The organism is Limnohabitans rimovensis (SeqCode) (assembly GCF_965234775.1).
In the GTDB taxonomy this organism is placed as follows: domain Bacteria; phylum Pseudomonadota; class Gammaproteobacteria; order Burkholderiales; family Burkholderiaceae_C; genus Limnohabitans; species Limnohabitans rimovensis.
The window spans coordinates 1,509,152-1,525,165 of the sequence record NZ_OZ248562.1 but is presented as its reverse complement, the minus strand read 5'-3'; the positions used below and the strand labels follow the sequence as shown (position 1 = coordinate 1,525,165).

Sequence of the window (16,014 nt, the reverse complement as noted above, 5' to 3'; positions counted from 1 at the left end):
ACCATGTCACCGAATCGTTTTAAACGCCACACCCTGTTGGGTTTGTGCGTGGCCGCAGCTGCATTGGCCGCTCCACTGGCCGCGCAAGCCCAGGAGATCACCCTCAAGGCGGTGAACGCTTTCCAAGAGGGCACCTATTACGCCCGCAACTTTGAGCGTTTCGTGAAAAAGGTCAACGACGAGGGCAAAGGCCTGGTGCAGATCAACTACATCGGTGGCCCCAAGGCCATCCCCACCTTTGAGCAGGGCAATGCCTTGCGCAGTGGCGTGGTCGACATGTCCAACACCACCACCTCGTTTGTGGCCGGCATCGTGCCCGAAGGCTTGGCCATCAACTACACCAACCAAACCATGGCCGAGATGCGCAAAAACGGCGCCATCGACTACTTGAACAAAATCATGATGGAAAAAGGCCTGTACTACTACGCCCGCACCGGCGAAGGCGTGCAGTACTACATCTACAGCAACAAGCGCATCGACAAGGCCGATCTGACCGGATTGAAGCTGCGCATTGCGCCCATCTACCGCGATTTCTTCCAAAAGCTGGGTGCCAACGTGGTGCAAATCGCCCCCGGTGAGGTCTACACCGCTTTGGAGCGCGGCGTGGTCGACGGCTACGGCTGGCCCCTGCTGGGCATTTTCGATTTGGGCTGGCATGAAAAAACCAAGTTCCGCATTGAACCGGGCTTTTACGCCATTGAGCTGGGTGTGATCTTCAGCGCCAATACCTGGCGCAAACTCAACCCCGCTCAGCGCGCTTTCTTGGAAAAGCAAGCGGTTTGGTTGGAAAGCCAGAACGTGGACATGGCGGCCAAAGATGCACCTGCCGAAATCAAAAAGCAGCAAGACGCGGGTTTGCAGGTCATCAAACTGGACGCCGAGCAGTCACGCATTTTGCAAAAAACCGCCTACGATGCCGCCTGGGATGCGGTGGTCAAGTCCAGCCCGGCGCATGGCGCCAAGCTGCGCGAAATGCTTGAACCCAAGTAAGGTGTTGACATGATGAATCGTTGGTCCCGCGTGTTGGGCCAGGTCTACGAAGCCCTGGCTTGGATGGCTTGCGCCATGTTGTTCGCCCTGATGCTGGTGATTTGCGCCGATGTATTTTTGCGCAACGTCCCCCTCATCCCAGGCTTGCGCGGCATGCCGGCGACCAACGATTTGTCCGAGGCTTTTTTGTACCTCATCACCTTGTTCGCGGGACCGTGGTTGCTGCGACTGGGCCAGCACATTCGGGTGGATATTTTTCTGCGTGCCATCCCGCCCCTGTGGGCTTGGTACTGTGAATGGGCCGTGGATGTGCTGGGCTTGCTGTGTTCTTTGGTGATTGCTTGGTACGGCTTGACCACCACCTGGGACAGCTTGCAAACCGGTGAAATGTTCATCAAAGCCTTGACCACCCCAGTGTGGTGGTGGCTGGCATTTTTACCGCTGACATTTGGTTTGTTGGCCGTGGAATTTGTGTTTCGCATGCACCGCTTGATGCATGGCGAGCGCGCGCCGCGCGAAGAAGCGGTTTCAGCCGCCTAAAACCCACGAAGGATTTTCATGAGTTGGCAATTGGCGTCTTGGTTGTTGTTGGGCGGATCCACCGTGCTGCTCTTTTTGGGTTTGCCGGTGGTGTTCTCGTTTTTAGTCATCAACGTGATTGGTGCTTGGCTGATCTTGGGCGGCGAGGCCGGCATTGCACAAATGGTGCGCAATTGCGTCGGCTCGGTGGCCAGTTTTTCCCTCACCCCTATTCCCTTGTTTGTGCTCATGGGCGAGGTGTTGTTCCACACCGGCTTGGCGGTCAAGGTGATCGACGGCATAGAGCGCCTGATCAGAAACCTGCCCGGTCGTTTGGCCGTGGTGGCGATTGTGGCTGGCACGGTGTTTTCTGCCATCTCGGGCTCGACCATCGCCACCACCGCGATGTTGGGCGGCTTGATGGTGCCGCTGATGCTGCAACGCGGTTATCACCCCACCATGGCCACCGGGCCGGTGATGGCCATTGGCGCGGTGGACATGCTGATCCCGCCCTCGGCGTTGACGGTGTTGCTCGGCTCGCTGTCGGGCATTTCGATCAGCAAATTGCTCATTGGCGGCGTGGTACCGGGTTTGATTTTGAGTGTGGTGTTTGTGGCCTACATCATCATCCGGGTAAAAATTCAGCCGCACCTGGCACCCAAAACCGAATTCACCGAGTACAAGGGTTGGGCCATGTTCCAACCCTTTGTGAAATATGTGCTCCCTTTGGTGTCGATTTTTGCGGTGGTCGTGGGCGTGATGATCGCGGGCATTGCCACCCCCACTGAATCGGCGGCGATTGGTGCGTTTACCACCGTGTTGTTTGCCATGGCCTACCGCGCCTTGACGCTGAAAAACCTGCTGGCCAGCTTGCGTGCCACGGTCACCATCTCGGGCATGATTTTGTTCATCATCATCGGTGCCACCACATTTGCCCAAATCTTGTCCTTTTCTGGGGTCAGCAATGGGGTGGTGCAGGTCATCACCGGCTCCAACTTGTCCACCAACGCCATCATTGTGGGTATGCTGCTGATTTTGATTTTCTTGGGCGTGTTTGTGGACCAGGTCAGCATGATGCTCATCACCTTGCCCATCTTCATGCCCATCATCCAGTCATTGGGTGTGGACCCCGTGTGGTTTGGCATCATGTTCTTGATCTGCATGCAACTGGGTTTGCTGCTGCCCCCGCACGGTTTGTTGCTCATGACCATGCGCGGTGTGGCTCCTAAAGAGGTCACCATGATGCACATTTTTCAAGCCGTGGTGCCCTACTTGGCATTCAGCTTTGCGGTGCTGGCGTTGGTGTTCTTTTGGCCGCCTGTGGCCACTTGGTTGCCCAACTTGTTGAGTTGATGCACCGAGCCGAGTCCATGAGCGCTGAGTTGCCGAACGCAACCTTTCACCCCTTGGTGCAAGACGATCGTGTGCACCGCGATTTGTACACCGATGCGGACTTGTTTGCGCAAGAGCAGCAGCGCTTTTTTGGCCGCGCTTGGGTGTTTGCCGGACACGGCAGCCAAATGCCCGAGGTGGGCGACTTCATCACGGTGTCCTTGTCTGGCCAGCCCATTTTGTTGCTGCGCGATGCGCCAGACCGCATCCAGGCCTTCTTCAACCGCTGCGCGCACAAAGGCTCCCAGCTCTACTCCCAAGCCCAAGGCCATGTGGGCAAGATGTTGCGCTGTCCCTACCACGCCTGGTCTTATCGCTTGGATGGCCAAGCTTTGGCCAGGCCCCTCAAAGATGGGTATGTGGGCACCGGTTTGGATGCCAGTCCCAATGGCCAAGGCCTCACTCGGCTACCCGGTGTGCATGTTTACCGCGAATTTGTCTTTGTGCGTTTGAGCCCGGAAGGCCTGGACTTTGACACTTACTTTGGCGATGCTTTGCGTGCCATTGACAACATGGTGGAGCGCTCGCCCGTGGGTCGATTGGAAGTGGCCGGTGGGGTCTTGCGCAACACCATGGCTTGCAACTGGAAGATGTACCTGGAAAACATCAACGACAGCGTGCATCCGGTATCTGCCCATGAGTCGGCCAGCAGTGTGGCGCGTCAAATGTGGCAGCAGCAGCCCAGCGGTGCACCCATGCCCATGGCCATGGAGCAAATCTTGCCGTTTGCCAATGGTTACGATTTTTTTGATCAGATGGGTGCGCGCATCCACCCCCAAGGCCACAGCCTGTTGGGGGTGAACTTCAGCATCCACTCGGCCTATGCGGTGTTGCCCGAGTACCAAGCGGCGCTGGAAGCGGCCTGGGGCGTTGAGCGCACCCAAGAGGTGTTGCAACGTTCACCGCAAAACGCGGTGCTCTACCCCAGCATCGCCTTGAAGGGTTCACCTTTGTCGATGCGTGTCATCCGCCCCCTGGCGGTTGACCGCACCTTGGTGGAGGCCTGGAGTTTCCGGGCGGTCGGCGCGCCTGACGTGCTGCTCGAGCGGGCCATGACCTACAACCGCTTGGTGTTTTCGCCGATGTCGGTGGTCGCCCACGATGATGTGCATTTGTTTGAAAGCATTCAACAAGGCTTGCAGGCCCAAGGACAGCCTTGGGTGAGTTTGCACCGCAATCACCAAGCCGGTGAAAGTGCGCACACCAGCGCCGACACCAACAGCGCCAACGAATGGCTGATGCGCAACCAATACCGTGCATGGGCACAAGCCATGGCCCAACCACTGGCTTCGGAGTTGGCATGAGCGCCGCAGATGTCCAAGCCGTGCAAGACTTTGTCCTGGCCGAAGCGCGTTTGCTCAACCATGCGCTTTACCGCGAATGGTTGGCATTGTTCGCCCATGAAGGCCGCTATTGGGTGCCCTTGGGCGGCATCGACCAAAACGAATCTGACACCCACAACGCCTTGGCCGACGAAGACCGCTTGCTGCTCAGCCTGCGTGTCGAACGCTTGCTGGCGGGGCGTGCCCATTCACAACAACCTGCCAGTCGCAGCGCCCATGTGCTGCAAGCCCCGCAGGTTGACTTGTGTGACGGCCAGCGGGCCGAGGTGTACACACCGTTCACCTACATCGAGAGCCGTGGCGAGCAACAAATCTGGTTGGCCGGGCACTGGTGCCATCGCCTGTGTCGCGAAGATGGCGCTTGGCGCATCGCCCTCAAGCGGGTCAACCTGGTCAACGCGGGCGCAGCCCACTTGGCCATTCAACTGTTTCCCTGATACTTACATGCACCCACTGCATTTCACACCCACCGGAGAGCGCCACCATGGCTGAACGTTCATTTGTGCAAGAGGTGCAAAAGCTGCGCTTAGGTGCTGGCGAAGAATTCGTCGGCGAGGGCATTTTGGCCGTCACCAAGGCCTTGCTGGAGTCCGGCGTGTCGTATGTGGCGGGCTACCAAGGCGCACCCATCTCGCACCTGATCGACGTGCTCGCCGACGCCCAAGACATTTTGCAAGAGCATGGCATCCGCTTTGAAAACAGCGCCAGCGAGGCCACCGCCGCCGCCACCTTGGCCGCCTCGGTCAATTACCCCTTGCGCGGCGCTGTGACCTTCAAGGCCACGGTGGGCACCAATGTCGCCTCTGACGCCTTGGCCAATTTGGCCTCGGGCGGGGTGACGGGTGGGGCTTTGATCGTGGTGGGTGAAGACTACGGCGAAGGATCTTCCATCATGCAAGAGCGCAGCCACGCGTTTGCCATGAAGTCGCAAATTTGGTTGCTCGATCCCCGTCCCAATTTGCCCAGCATGGTCAAGGCGGTGAAGATGGGTTTTGAGTTGTCCGAGGCCAGCCACACCCCGGTGATGTTGCAACTGCGCATCCGCGCCTGCCATGTGCATGGGCGCTTCATGGCCAGTGACAATGTGCGCGCGCCCTTTGCCCTGCACAAAGCCATGGAGCAACCGCAGCGCGACGTCAGCCGAATTGTCTTGCCACCCGCGAGCTTTGTTCACGAGCAAGAAAAGCTCAAGCAGCGTTGGCCGGCGGCGGTGGCCTTCATTGAAAAGCACCAGCTGAATGAATTTTTCGACGGCGATCTCCAAGATGTGGGCATCTTGGTGCAGGGCGGCAATTACAACGCCTTGGTGCGGGTGCTGGAGCGCATGGGTTTGGCCGATGTGTATGGCCGCAGCCGGGTTCCCTTGTATGTGATGAACGTGGCCTACCCCGTGGTCGATGCCGAAGTTTTGCGCTTTTGCGAGGGCAAGCGTGCGGTCTTGTTGGTGGAAGAAGGCCAACCCAATTTCGTTGAGCAAAACGTCGCCACCGTGTTGCGCCATGCGGGTTGCACGGCCGTGCTGCACGGCAAAGACCTGTTGCCACCGGCGGGTGAATACACCTTGCACGAGGTGCTCAAAGGGGTGCAGGCCTTTGCCCAGTTGTATGGCTTGTTGGATTCGGTGCAAGCCCCCAGCGTTTCGGGTTTGTCCACATCCACCAGCGTGGTGCCGAGCTTGGCGCCCGCGCCGGCCAAGGCGCACAAAGTGATAGCCCTCAAGCCTTTGCAGCAAGTGGTGCAACCGCGCCCGCCCGGCTTTTGCACCGGCTGCCCCGAGCGTCCGATTTTTGCCGCCATGAAGTTGGTTGAAAAAGAACTGGGCCCGCATCATGTCAGCGCTGACATTGGCTGCCACTTGTTTTCCATCTTGCCGCCGTTCCACATCGGCAACACCACCATGGGTTATGGTTTGGGCACCGCTGGCGCTTCAGCCATGAACGTGCCAGCGGGCAAGCGGGCCATTTCCATCATGGGCGATGGCGGCTTTTGGCACAACGGCCTGACCAGCGGCATTGCCAACGCGGTGTTCAACCGCAGCAATAACCTGACCATCGTGGTTGATAACAGCTACACCTCGGCCACCGGCGGGCAAGACGTGCTCTCGTCCAAGGCCCTCAACCCCACCCGCAGCACCGGCCACTTGATTGAGAAAGCGGTGCGCGGCGTCGGCGTGGAATGGGTGCGCACCTTCAAGCGCACCTATGACGTGGCGGGCATGCGTGACGCTTTGAAAGAAGCCTTGACCAGCCAGCACGCAGGCCCCAAAGTATTGGTGGCCCAGTCGGAGTGCATGCTCAATCGGCAGCGGCGCGAAAAGCCCCAGGTGCGGGCCCAACTCGCTGCGGGCAAGCGGGTGGTGCGCGAGCGCTTCGGTGTCGATGCCGACACCTGCACCGGGGACCGGGCATGCATCCGCATTTCAGGATGCCCATCCTTGTCGATCAAACCCAACCCCGATCCATTGCGCACCGACCCGGTCACCACCGTGCTCGACAGCTGTGTCGGATGCGGCATGTGTGGCGAGGTATCCCACGCGGCGGTGCTGTGCCCCTCGTTTTACAAAGCCCAAATCGTCAGCCACCCCTCGGCCTGGGAGCGTTGGTGGGACGGCTTGCGTGTGCGCATCGTGGCGGGCTTGCAGCGTCGGCGCGCCCAACAATTGTCGCAATGGGCTTTCTGATGGGCATGGCGAAATCACCCCAACCCATCAAGATCGCCATCCTGGCCATGGGCGGCGAGGGCGGTGGCGTGCTGGCCGACTGGATCGTGGACTTGGCCGAACACGCTGGCCATTGGGCTCAAACCACTTCGGTGCCCGGTGTGGCCCAGCGCACCGGTGCGACCATTTATTACGTTGAGTTGTTTCCCAAAGCCACGCCCGGTGCGGATGGGCTGGAGCCGGTGCTGGCCTTGATGCCCTTGCCAGGAGACGTGGACATTGTGTTGGCCTCGGAGCTGATGGAAGCCGGCCGCGCGGTGCAGCGCGGCTTGGTCACCAGCGACAGAACCACCCTCATTGCGTCGACCCACCGGGTTTACTCCATCACCGAAAAATCGGCTTTGGGCGATGGCCGTGTGGACCCCGAGCAACTGTTGGCCCATGCCGAGGCTGCCGCCCAACGCCTGGTGTGTTTTGACATGGCTGCTTTGGCCGAGCAAGAGGGCAGTGTCATCAGTGCGGTGTTGTTCGGCGCGCTGGCAGGTGTAGGTTTGTTGCCGTTCTCCCGCGATCAATTTGAAGCCACCATCGAGCGTGCGGGTTTGGGCGTGAAAAGCAGTTTGCGCGCCTTTGCCCAGGGCTTGTCGCAAGCGCACAGCCCGGTGGTGGTCGCGCCTGCGCCAGCCCAGCCCGAAGCGCTCAAACCGGTGCCCCAAAACCCTGTCATGCGCGAATGTGTCGATCAAGTGTGGGCGATGTTGGCCGAGCCAGCCCGGTCCTTGGCCATTGAGGGCGTGCGGCGCATGGCCGATTACCAAGACCCTGCCTATGCGCAACTGTATGTGGCCCGTTTGCGCCGGCTGCATGCCCTGCTGGCCCAAGACCCGCTGGATTTGATGGCCGCCTTGGCACGGCATTTGGCCTTGTGGATGTCGTACGAAGACACGGTGCGCGTGGCTGACCTGAAAACCCGGGGCACCCGTTTTTCCCGGGTGCGTGAAGAGGTCCATGCCCAAGCCGATCAGTTGTTGCGCATCAATGAATACATGCACCCCCGTTTTCAAGAGGTGTGCGAAACCTTGCCGGCGGGCCTGGGCGCGTGGCTATGGGCTTCCCCCACATGGCGTCGCTGGGGCGAGCGCTGGCTCAGCCATGGGCGCGTGGTGCAAACCAATTCTTTGGGCGGATTTTTTCTCTTGTATGCGGTCTCGGCCTTCAAGCCATGGCGGCGTGGAACGCTGCGTTACCGACTGGAAAACCAACGCATCGAACAGTGGCTGGATTTGGTCTGCCAATGGGCGCCCACCCACCCCGCATTGGCACTGGAAACCGTGTGGTGCCAGCGTTTGATCAAGGGCTACAGCGACACCCATGCGCGCGGCCATCAACACCATGACCGTTTGTTGGCCTTGGTGGCGCAGCACGGGGCCTTGTTGAGCGCTGAGCAGCTGCGTGACTTGCGCGAAGCGGCTTTGGCCGACGAGCACGGCAAGGCTTTTCACAGCACCTTGGCCGCCCAGGGCTGGGCCTGAACTGCTTGACAGGAATGGCCATGCCCAACCCATCATCTCCCCCCGACACCCGCCGTTGGATGCGCGGTTGTGAGGTGCATCGCGACGCCTTCATCGACCCGGATGTGTTTGCGCTGGAAATGCAAACCGTGTTCACCCACACCTGGGTGTTTGTGGGGCACGCCAGCCAAATTCCGCAGCCGGGTGACTATGCCACCACGACGGTGGGCGATCAGCCGGTGGTGATGGTGCGCCAATGGGACGGGGGTATCAGCGTTTTGCACAACCGCTGCGCCCACAAAGGCGTCAAGGTGGCTGGTCGTGAGCAGGGCAACACAGGTAAATTTTTTCGCTGCCCCTATCACGCATGGACTTACCAGTTGGATGGGGCTGTGTTGGCCATTCCCCTGAAAAGTGGCTATGCGCACAGCGGTTTGGAAGGCACCGAGGCGGCGCTGGGCATGGCCGCAGTGGGCGCGGTGCAGGTCTACCGCGACTTTGTGTTTTGTCGTTTATCGCAACAAGGCGAATCGTTTGCCGATTTTTTCGGGGACTCACTCTCCACCATTGACAACATGGTTGACCGATCCCCCGAAGGCAAGCTGGAAGTGGCCGGCGGTGTGTTGCGCTACATGCACCGCTGCAACTGGAAGATGTTGGTCGACAACCAAACCGACACCTGCCACCCCATGGTGGCGCATGAATCCTCTGCCGGCACGGCGGTCAAGGTGTGGAAGGCGGCCCCCGAGGGCACGCCCAAGCCCATGGCGGTCGAGTTGTTTGCACCCTTTGTCAGCCCATATGAGTTTTTCGAAGGCATGGGCATCCGCAGTTGGCCCAATGGCCATGGCCACACCGGCACGGCCGACTCCATCCACGCCGCCTATTCGCCGGTGCCCGGCTATTGGGACCAAATGAAGGCGGCTTATGGCGAACAGCGGGCGCAACAAATTTTGGGTGAGGTGCGCCACAACACCATTTATTTCCCCAACATCATGGTCAAGGGGCCGATCCAAACCCTGCGTGTCTTCAAACCCTTGGCGGCGGATCGCACCTTGGTCGAGTCATGGACCTTTCGCTTGGTGGGCGCACCCGATTTGTTGCTCGAGCGCACCCTGATGTACAACCGCTTGATCAATGCCCCAACCTCGGTGGTGGGTCATGATGACCTGGAGGTGTACGAGCGTTCGCAGCAAGCCCTGCATTCGCGTGGCCGCGATTGGGTCAATGTGGGTCGCTTGTATGACCCTGCCGAAACACAGACGCCAACCCAAGTGGTGAATGGCACCAGCGAGCTGCAAATGCGCAACCAATACCGCGCCTGGGCCAAGTACCTGGCCATGGGCCCTGAGGTAAAGCCATGAGCTTGTCGACCCACCAAACCCTGGTGGATGTGGTCTACCACGAGGCGCGTTGCATTGATGAGCAGCGCTGGGACGAGTGGCTGGCGCTGTACACCGACGACGCCCATTACTGGATGCCCTTGACCCACGGTCAGACCGATCCTTTGTTGCAAGGCTCTTTGATGTACGAGGACAAGATGCTGTTGGGCATCCGGGTCGAGCGGCTCAAGGGCCGGCGCACCTTTTCCCAAGAGCCCATCAGCCGCTGCCACCATTTGCTGCAAGCCCCCAGCGTCGAGATGCTCGATGCGGGCTTGGGCCAGGCGCGCTTGCGCACCGCATTCCACTATGTCGAAACCCGTGGCGACGAACAACAGCTGTACGCTGGGTGGGCCAGCCACGACCTGCGCTTACAAGGCGCAGATTGGCGCATCGTGCTCAAACGGGTCGACCTGGTCAATTGCGATGCCGCCTTTGGCAATATCCAACTTTTCATGTGAAAGCCCTGCCATGCTGTTGACCGATTTGGACACCCGTGCTGCCGACTGCACCGTGCATGCGGTGCTGCAAGCCGTGGCCCAGCGCCAACCGCAGGCCGACCTGCTGTTCACCGAAGATGTGACCGCTGCCCAATATGGCATCGCGCCGGGCACCGTGTCTTACTGGCAGGCCCTGGCCACCGTGGCGCAATGGCGCCAAGCCTATCAAGCGGCGGGCTACGGCCACGGCCACCGGGTGGGCTTGCTGCTGGACAACCGACCCGACTTTTTGTACCACTGGTGGGCACTGAATGCCTTGGGCGTGTCGGTGGTGCCCATCCATTCCGACATGCGCTCAGCCGAGTTGCAATACCTGATCGACCACAGCGAAATCGTGTTGGCGGTGGTGCTGCCGAACCGGGTGGCCGATGTGAGCCAAGCCGCCCAAGCGGTGGGCAGCGATGCTGCGGTGTGGGCCCATGGCAGCGATGCACCGCTGCCCCCAGCCGCACGGCCGGCCCCCAGTGCTTCACAAGCGCCTGGACGCGACAGCGAATGTGCTTTGCTCTACACCTCGGGCACCACCGGTCGGCCCAAGGGCTGCCGTTTGCTCAATGGTTATTTTTTGGCGGCAGGCCAGTGGTATGCCGACTTGGGTGGGGCCTGTGTGACGCACCCAGCGCAAGAGCGGGTCATCACCCCCTTGCCCTTGAACCACATGAACGCCATGGCCTTTTCCACCATGGTGGTGTTGCTCACCGGCGGATGCTTGGTGCAGCTCGACCGCTTTCACCCGCAAACCTGGTGGCAAAGTGTGGCCCAAAGCCGCGCCACCGTGGTCCACTACTTGGGCGTGATGCCCGCCATGTTGCTGTCGGCCCCCGCTCAGCCCAGCGACCGAGCGCATGCGGTGCGTTTTGGGTTTGGGGCCGGTGTGGACCAGCGCAACCACGCACCGTTTGAAGCGCGGTTTGGTTTTCCCTTGGTGGAGGCCTGGGCCATGACCGAAACCGGTGCCGCGGCTTGTGTGATGGCCAACGATGAGCCCCGCCATGTGGGCACCCGCTGCTTTGGCAAACCGCCCCCCGAGATGGCCTACTGCCTGGTCGACGACCAAGGCGTGGATGTGGGCGTGGGCGTGCCGGGTGAATTGTGGGTGCGTGCCCAAGGCCCGAACCCGCGCCAAGACTTTTTTGCCGGTTACCTCAAAGACGCGCAGGCCACCGAAGAGGCCTGGGCCGGTGGTTGGTTTCACACCGGTGACCTGGTGCAACGCGATGCCCAGGGTTTGTTGTACTTTGTCGATCGCAAAAAAAATGTGATCCGCCGCAGTGGCGAAAACATATCGGCGGTCGAGGTCGAAAGCGTGTTGGCCCAACACCCAGCGGTCAAGGCCTGCGCCATTGCAGCCACCCCCGATGCGGTGCGCGGCGATGAGGTCTTGGCCTGTGTGGTGACCCGCGAGGCCTTGCCTGCAACGCAGCGTGCGGCTTTGGCCCAGGATTTGGTGCGCCACTGTTTGGACCAATTGGCCTATTACAAGGCCCCGGGTTATCTGGCCTTTGTGGATGCCCTGCCGGTGACGTTGTCGCAAAAAGTCCAGCGTGGTCAATTGCGCGATGTGGCGCGTGACTTGCCTGGGCAAGCGCACTGCATCGATGTGCGCGCCCTGAAAAAGCGACAGACATGAGCCGCCAATCCTATGCAGGGGTGGCGGTGGCGGTGCCCATCACCGTGCCCTACCAACGCTACAGCACCCAAGGGGCGCATTGGTTTGTCGGTCAAGCACTGCAGGCCTTGATCCAAGCCTCGGGCATTGAGAAAGACGATATCGATGGCCTGTGCCTGAGCAGTTTTTCCCTCAACCCCGACACGGCCGTGGGCTTGACCCAGCACCTGGGTTTGTCGCCGCGTTGGCTGGACCACATTCCCACTGGCGGGGCTTCGGGTGTGATGGCTTTGCGCCGTGCAGCTCGGGCGGTGCAGGCCGGTGACGCCGATGTGGTGGCGTGCATTGGGGCCGATACCAACCACGTCGATTCATTTCGCCAAACCTTGGGCAGCTTCAGCCACTTTGCGCGCGACGCCAGTTACCCCTACGGCTCGGGTGGACCCAACTCGGTGTTTGCCTTCATCACCGCCAACTACATGCGCACCTATGGCGCGCAGCGCGAAGACTTTGGCCGCATCGCGGTGGCCCAACGCAGCAACGCTTTGAAAAACCCCAATGCTTTGTTCAAAAAAGCCTTGAGCCTGGACGAGTACATGGCGGGGCGGCCCATTTCGGACCCCATTCACCTGTTTGATTGCGTCATGCCTTGTGCGGGGGCGGATGCGTTTTTGGTCATGGGCGAACAGCGCGCCCGCGACCTGGGCCTGCCCCACGCCATCATCCGTGGCGCGATTGAACGGCACAATGCCTTTGCCAGCGACCCCATCATGGTGCAAGGCGGTTGGCGGCGCGATTTGGCCGATTTGTACGCCCAAGCCGACGCCACGGCGGCGCAGGTGGACTTTGTGCAAACCTATGACGACTACCCGGTGATCGTGATGATGCAATTTGAAGACCTGGGTTTTTGCGCCAAGGGCGAGGGCCCACAGTTTGTGCGTGACCACAGCTTGACCCATGACGGCAGCTTTCCCAACAACACCAGTGGTGGGCAGTTGTCGGTGGGTCAGGCCGGTGCCGCAGGGGGCTTCATTGGCATGGTCGAGTCGCTGCGCCAGCTGTGCGACATGGCCGGCGAACGCCAAGTGACCAACGCGCAACTGGGATTGGTGTCGGGTTTTGGCATGGTCACCTATGACCGCTGTTTGTGCACCGGTGCGGTGTTGTTGGGGCGATCCGCATGACCATGCCGCTGATGCGCCCGCCGCGCAAAAACCCGGTTTTGCGCACACCGCAAATGAACCTGCCGCCATCGGCGCGCAGCCGTGTGGCTTTGGGCCTGACCGCGGCTGCCGCCGAGGGCCGTTTTGAATTGCAGGTGTGCCAAGACTGCGACAGCGTGCAGTACCCGCCGCGCGAGGCCTGTGTGCACTGTGTGTCACCGCGCCTAAAGTGGCGCGCGCAATCGGGCTGGGGCCAGTTGTTGGCCAGCACCACCTTGCACCACAGCAATGATTTGTTTTTTCGCGAGCGCCTGCCCTGGCGCTTGGGCATGGTGGCGCTGGATGCGGGGCCATCGGTGATGGTGCACTTGCACAGCGAGGTCACCGAGGCCCCCTGCCGGGTTCGGGTGGGTGCGCGTTTGGACCGTGCGGGCCAGGCGGTGTTGATAGGTTTTCCTGAGAAAGAGAGCGAGCACATGGCCGACGACAAAATGCTGCGCGAGATGGGCAGCGACCCCAAGTTCCGCAAGGCCCTGGTCACCGACGGCAAAACCCCGGTGGGTCAAGCGATGGTGCGTGCCTTGGTCAAGGCGGGTGCGGACATCGTGTGGGTGGGCCATGCCGAACCGTGGAAGAAGTTGCCTGGCCTGGCCGAGTTGGCCGCGATCCCCCAAGTGACCATGTTGCCACTCGACCTGAGCAATGAGCGCTCGGTCACCACCTTGGCTGGCGAGATCGGTGGCAAGGTGGACATCGTCATCAACAACGCCGAGGTGCACCGCAGCCACGGCATTGGCAACCGCACCGGCACCGATGTGGCGCGCATGGAAATGGAGATCAATTATCTGGGCTTGCTGCGCTTGTCCCAGGCCTTGGGCCCGGCTTTGCAAGGGCGCGCCGCCGATGGGGTGACCCACGCCTGCGCTTGGGTGAACTTGCTGTCGATTTACGCCTTGTCCAATTTCCCCTCGCACGGCACCTACTCGGCTTCCAAGGCGGCGGCTTACTCCTTGTCGCAATGCTTGCGCGCCGAGATGCGGCCATCGGGCATCCGTGTGGTCCATGTGTTCCCGGGACCGATTGACGATGAATGGAACCAAAACATGCCACCACCCAAATTGGCGCCCGACACCTTGGCTCAAGCGGTGATCAAAGCCTTGCGCGATGGCACCGAAGACGTGTACCCCGGTGATGTGGCCCAAGAGTGGTTGCAGCGTTGGCGCGACAACCCCAAGGTGTTGGAGCGGGAAATCGCGGCGGGGGGCACATGAGCATGGCCACCACAGCCCCCTTGTTGAATGCCTTGGTTGAGGCCATGCGCACGCGGCGCATTGAAGTCATCGACCTGACCCAAACCCTGACCCCTGACTTTCCGCAAATTGCCCTGCCGCCCGAGATGGGCCAGTGCTGGCCATTTCGCATCGAAGAGGCATCGCATTACGATGCGCGCGGCCCGGGTTGGTATTGGAATAATTTTTCCTGTGGCGAGCACACCGGTACCCACTTTGACGCGCCCATCCATTGGATATCTGGGCGTGACCTGCCCAACAATGCCGTCGACACCATTCCGGTGCAGCACTTTGTGGCCCCGGCTTGCGTGGTGGATTGCTCGGCCCAGGTGGCACAAAACCCCGACTACCTGTTGACGGTGGACGATTTGTTGGCCTTTGAGGCCCAGCATGGCCGCATCCCAGCGGGGTCGTGGTTGCTGATGCGCACCGACTGGTCCCAACGCACCGATCCCGAGGCCTATCAAAACTTTGATGAGACCGGCCAACACACCCCCGGTCCCAGCACCGAGGCGGTGCGCTTTTTGGTCGATCAGCGCGATGTGCTGGGTTTTGGCTCCGAGGCCATTGGCACCGATGCCGGTCAGGGCTATCACCTGCGGCCCCCTTATCCCTGCCATTACTACATGCATGGTGCGGGCCGCTATGGCTTGCAGTGCCTGGCCAATTTGGACCGATTGCCGCCCACTGGCGCGGTGATTTTGAGCCCGCCCTTGAAGATCCAAAAAGGCAGTGGCAGCCCCTTGCGGGTGTTGGCACTGGTGGAGCACGCCGCTTGAGCATCGCACCCGCATCCGGCTGGCGCCAAGTGGCCTTGGTCAGTGGTGGCAGCGCTGGCATTGGCCGCGCTGTGTGCGAACAACTGTTGGCGCAAGGCTGCGAGGTGGTGTCGCTGGACATCCAAGCCCCGACCTGGCACAACCCGAAATTGCATGCCGTGCAGGTGGACTTGCTCGACCGCCAGGCCACCGCGCAAGCGCTGCAACAAGTGGTGCGTGACTGGCCGATCAACACCGTGGTGCACAACGCAGGCTTGATCCGCGCGGCTTTGTTGCCCGATGTGCGCCTGAGCGATTTGGACGATTTGACCCAACTGCATTTGGCCTGCGCCATCCAAATGGTGCAAGCGGCCTTGCCCACCATGCAAGCACAACAATTTGGCCGGGTGGTGCTGTTGTCGTCGCGCGCGGCAGTGGGCTTGGCCACCCGCAGTGCCTATTCGGCCACCAAGGCTGGTCTGATGGGCATGGCCCGCACCTGGGCATTGGAATTGGGCCCACAGGGGATCACCGTGAATGTGATCGCACCCGGGCCGATTCGCAGCACGGCCATGTTCCACGATGTGGTGCCTGCGGGCAGCGACAAAGAGGCGCAATTGGCCGCTTCCTTGCCGGTGCGCCGTTTGGGCGAGCCCGCCGATGTCGCCCGTGTGGCCGGTTTTTTTGCCCAGCCCGGCAGTGGCTTCATCACCGGTCAGGTTTTGTACGTTTGTGGGGGTGCCAGCGTGGGGAGTTTGAATTTGTGATGGGTCTGCTGAGCGTCTCATGGATGAAAAAGCGCACAGGGGGAATCCCTGAGCGTTTTCCGCGTCGCTCAAGCGACAATGCGTGTTCTTCGTATCTGCTGGCCCTTGTCGGGCTGGCCCCGCAGTTTTAAA

Annotated in this window: 14 protein-coding genes; all 14 read left to right on the top strand. The window is 60.8% G+C overall.

The annotated features are described in order from the left end of the window. Positions 1 to 3: 3 nt before the first annotated feature. From dctP to AC8GFZ_RS07355, 14 genes are read left to right on the top strand one after another with little or no spacing between them, the layout of a single operon-like run. On the top strand, positions 4 to 990 hold the full coding sequence (dctP, locus tag AC8GFZ_RS07420; RefSeq protein WP_506643863.1) for a TRAP transporter substrate-binding protein DctP: 987 nt from the start codon (positions 4 to 6) through the stop codon (positions 988 to 990). A gap of 9 nt (positions 991 to 999) precedes the next feature. Further along, entirely contained in the window at positions 1,000 to 1,530 is a 531-nt protein-coding gene (locus tag AC8GFZ_RS07415; RefSeq protein WP_506643861.1) for a TRAP transporter small permease, read from the top strand. An 18-nt stretch (positions 1,531 to 1,548) separates the two neighbouring features. Then, a complete protein-coding gene (locus tag AC8GFZ_RS07410; protein WP_506643859.1) occupies positions 1,549 to 2,862 on the top strand; it encodes a TRAP transporter large permease in 1,314 nt (437 codons plus the stop codon). 17 nt (positions 2,863 to 2,879) lie between these two features. Next, positions 2,880 to 4,205, top strand: coding sequence for a Rieske 2Fe-2S domain-containing protein (locus AC8GFZ_RS07405; protein ID WP_506643857.1), 1,326 nt, complete (start codon positions 2,880 to 2,882; stop codon positions 4,203 to 4,205). Next, on the top strand, positions 4,202 to 4,681 hold the full coding sequence (locus AC8GFZ_RS07400) for an aromatic-ring-hydroxylating dioxygenase subunit beta (RefSeq protein WP_506643855.1): 480 nt from the start codon (positions 4,202 to 4,204) through the stop codon (positions 4,679 to 4,681). The genes AC8GFZ_RS07405 and AC8GFZ_RS07400 overlap by 4 nt, the downstream gene beginning before the upstream one ends. Positions 4,682 to 4,728: 47 nt before the next feature. Continuing rightward, positions 4,729 to 6,924, top strand: a complete 2,196-nt coding sequence (locus AC8GFZ_RS07395; RefSeq protein WP_506643853.1) for a thiamine pyrophosphate-dependent enzyme — start codon at positions 4,729 to 4,731, stop codon at positions 6,922 to 6,924. A 5-nt stretch (positions 6,925 to 6,929) separates the two neighbouring features. Then, complete coding sequence (locus AC8GFZ_RS07390) at positions 6,930 to 8,435, top strand: indolepyruvate oxidoreductase subunit beta family protein (protein ID WP_506643851.1); 1,506 nt, start codon at positions 6,930 to 6,932, stop codon at positions 8,433 to 8,435. Between the two features lie 20 nt (positions 8,436 to 8,455). Further along, complete coding sequence (locus tag AC8GFZ_RS07385) at positions 8,456 to 9,778, top strand: aromatic ring-hydroxylating dioxygenase subunit alpha (protein ID WP_506643849.1); 1,323 nt, start codon at positions 8,456 to 8,458, stop codon at positions 9,776 to 9,778. Then, positions 9,775 to 10,257 (top strand): aromatic-ring-hydroxylating dioxygenase subunit beta, encoded by a 483-nt coding sequence (locus AC8GFZ_RS07380; protein WP_506643847.1) that lies wholly within the window; start codon positions 9,775 to 9,777, stop codon positions 10,255 to 10,257. Before AC8GFZ_RS07385 ends, AC8GFZ_RS07380 begins: the two co-directional genes overlap by 4 nt. 10 nt (positions 10,258 to 10,267) lie before the next feature. Next, complete coding sequence (locus AC8GFZ_RS07375) at positions 10,268 to 11,926, top strand: AMP-binding protein (RefSeq protein WP_506643845.1); 1,659 nt, start codon at positions 10,268 to 10,270, stop codon at positions 11,924 to 11,926. Next, the gene (locus tag AC8GFZ_RS07370; RefSeq protein WP_506643843.1) at positions 11,923 to 13,089 is read left to right on the top strand and encodes a thiolase family protein; all 1,167 of its coding nucleotides are present in this window, start codon (positions 11,923 to 11,925) and stop codon (positions 13,087 to 13,089) included. Before AC8GFZ_RS07375 ends, AC8GFZ_RS07370 begins: the two co-directional genes overlap by 4 nt. Continuing rightward, positions 13,086 to 14,339 (top strand): SDR family NAD(P)-dependent oxidoreductase, encoded by a 1,254-nt coding sequence (locus AC8GFZ_RS07365; RefSeq protein ID WP_506643841.1) that lies wholly within the window; start codon positions 13,086 to 13,088, stop codon positions 14,337 to 14,339. The genes AC8GFZ_RS07370 and AC8GFZ_RS07365 overlap by 4 nt, the downstream gene beginning before the upstream one ends. Before the next feature lie 2 nt (positions 14,340 to 14,341). Beyond that, a complete protein-coding gene (locus AC8GFZ_RS07360) occupies positions 14,342 to 15,136 on the top strand; it encodes a cyclase family protein (RefSeq protein ID WP_506643839.1) in 795 nt (264 codons plus the stop codon). After that, complete coding sequence (locus tag AC8GFZ_RS07355) at positions 15,133 to 15,882, top strand: SDR family NAD(P)-dependent oxidoreductase (protein WP_506643837.1); 750 nt, start codon at positions 15,133 to 15,135, stop codon at positions 15,880 to 15,882. Before AC8GFZ_RS07360 ends, AC8GFZ_RS07355 begins: the two co-directional genes overlap by 4 nt. Positions 15,883 to 16,014: the final 132 nt, after the last annotated feature.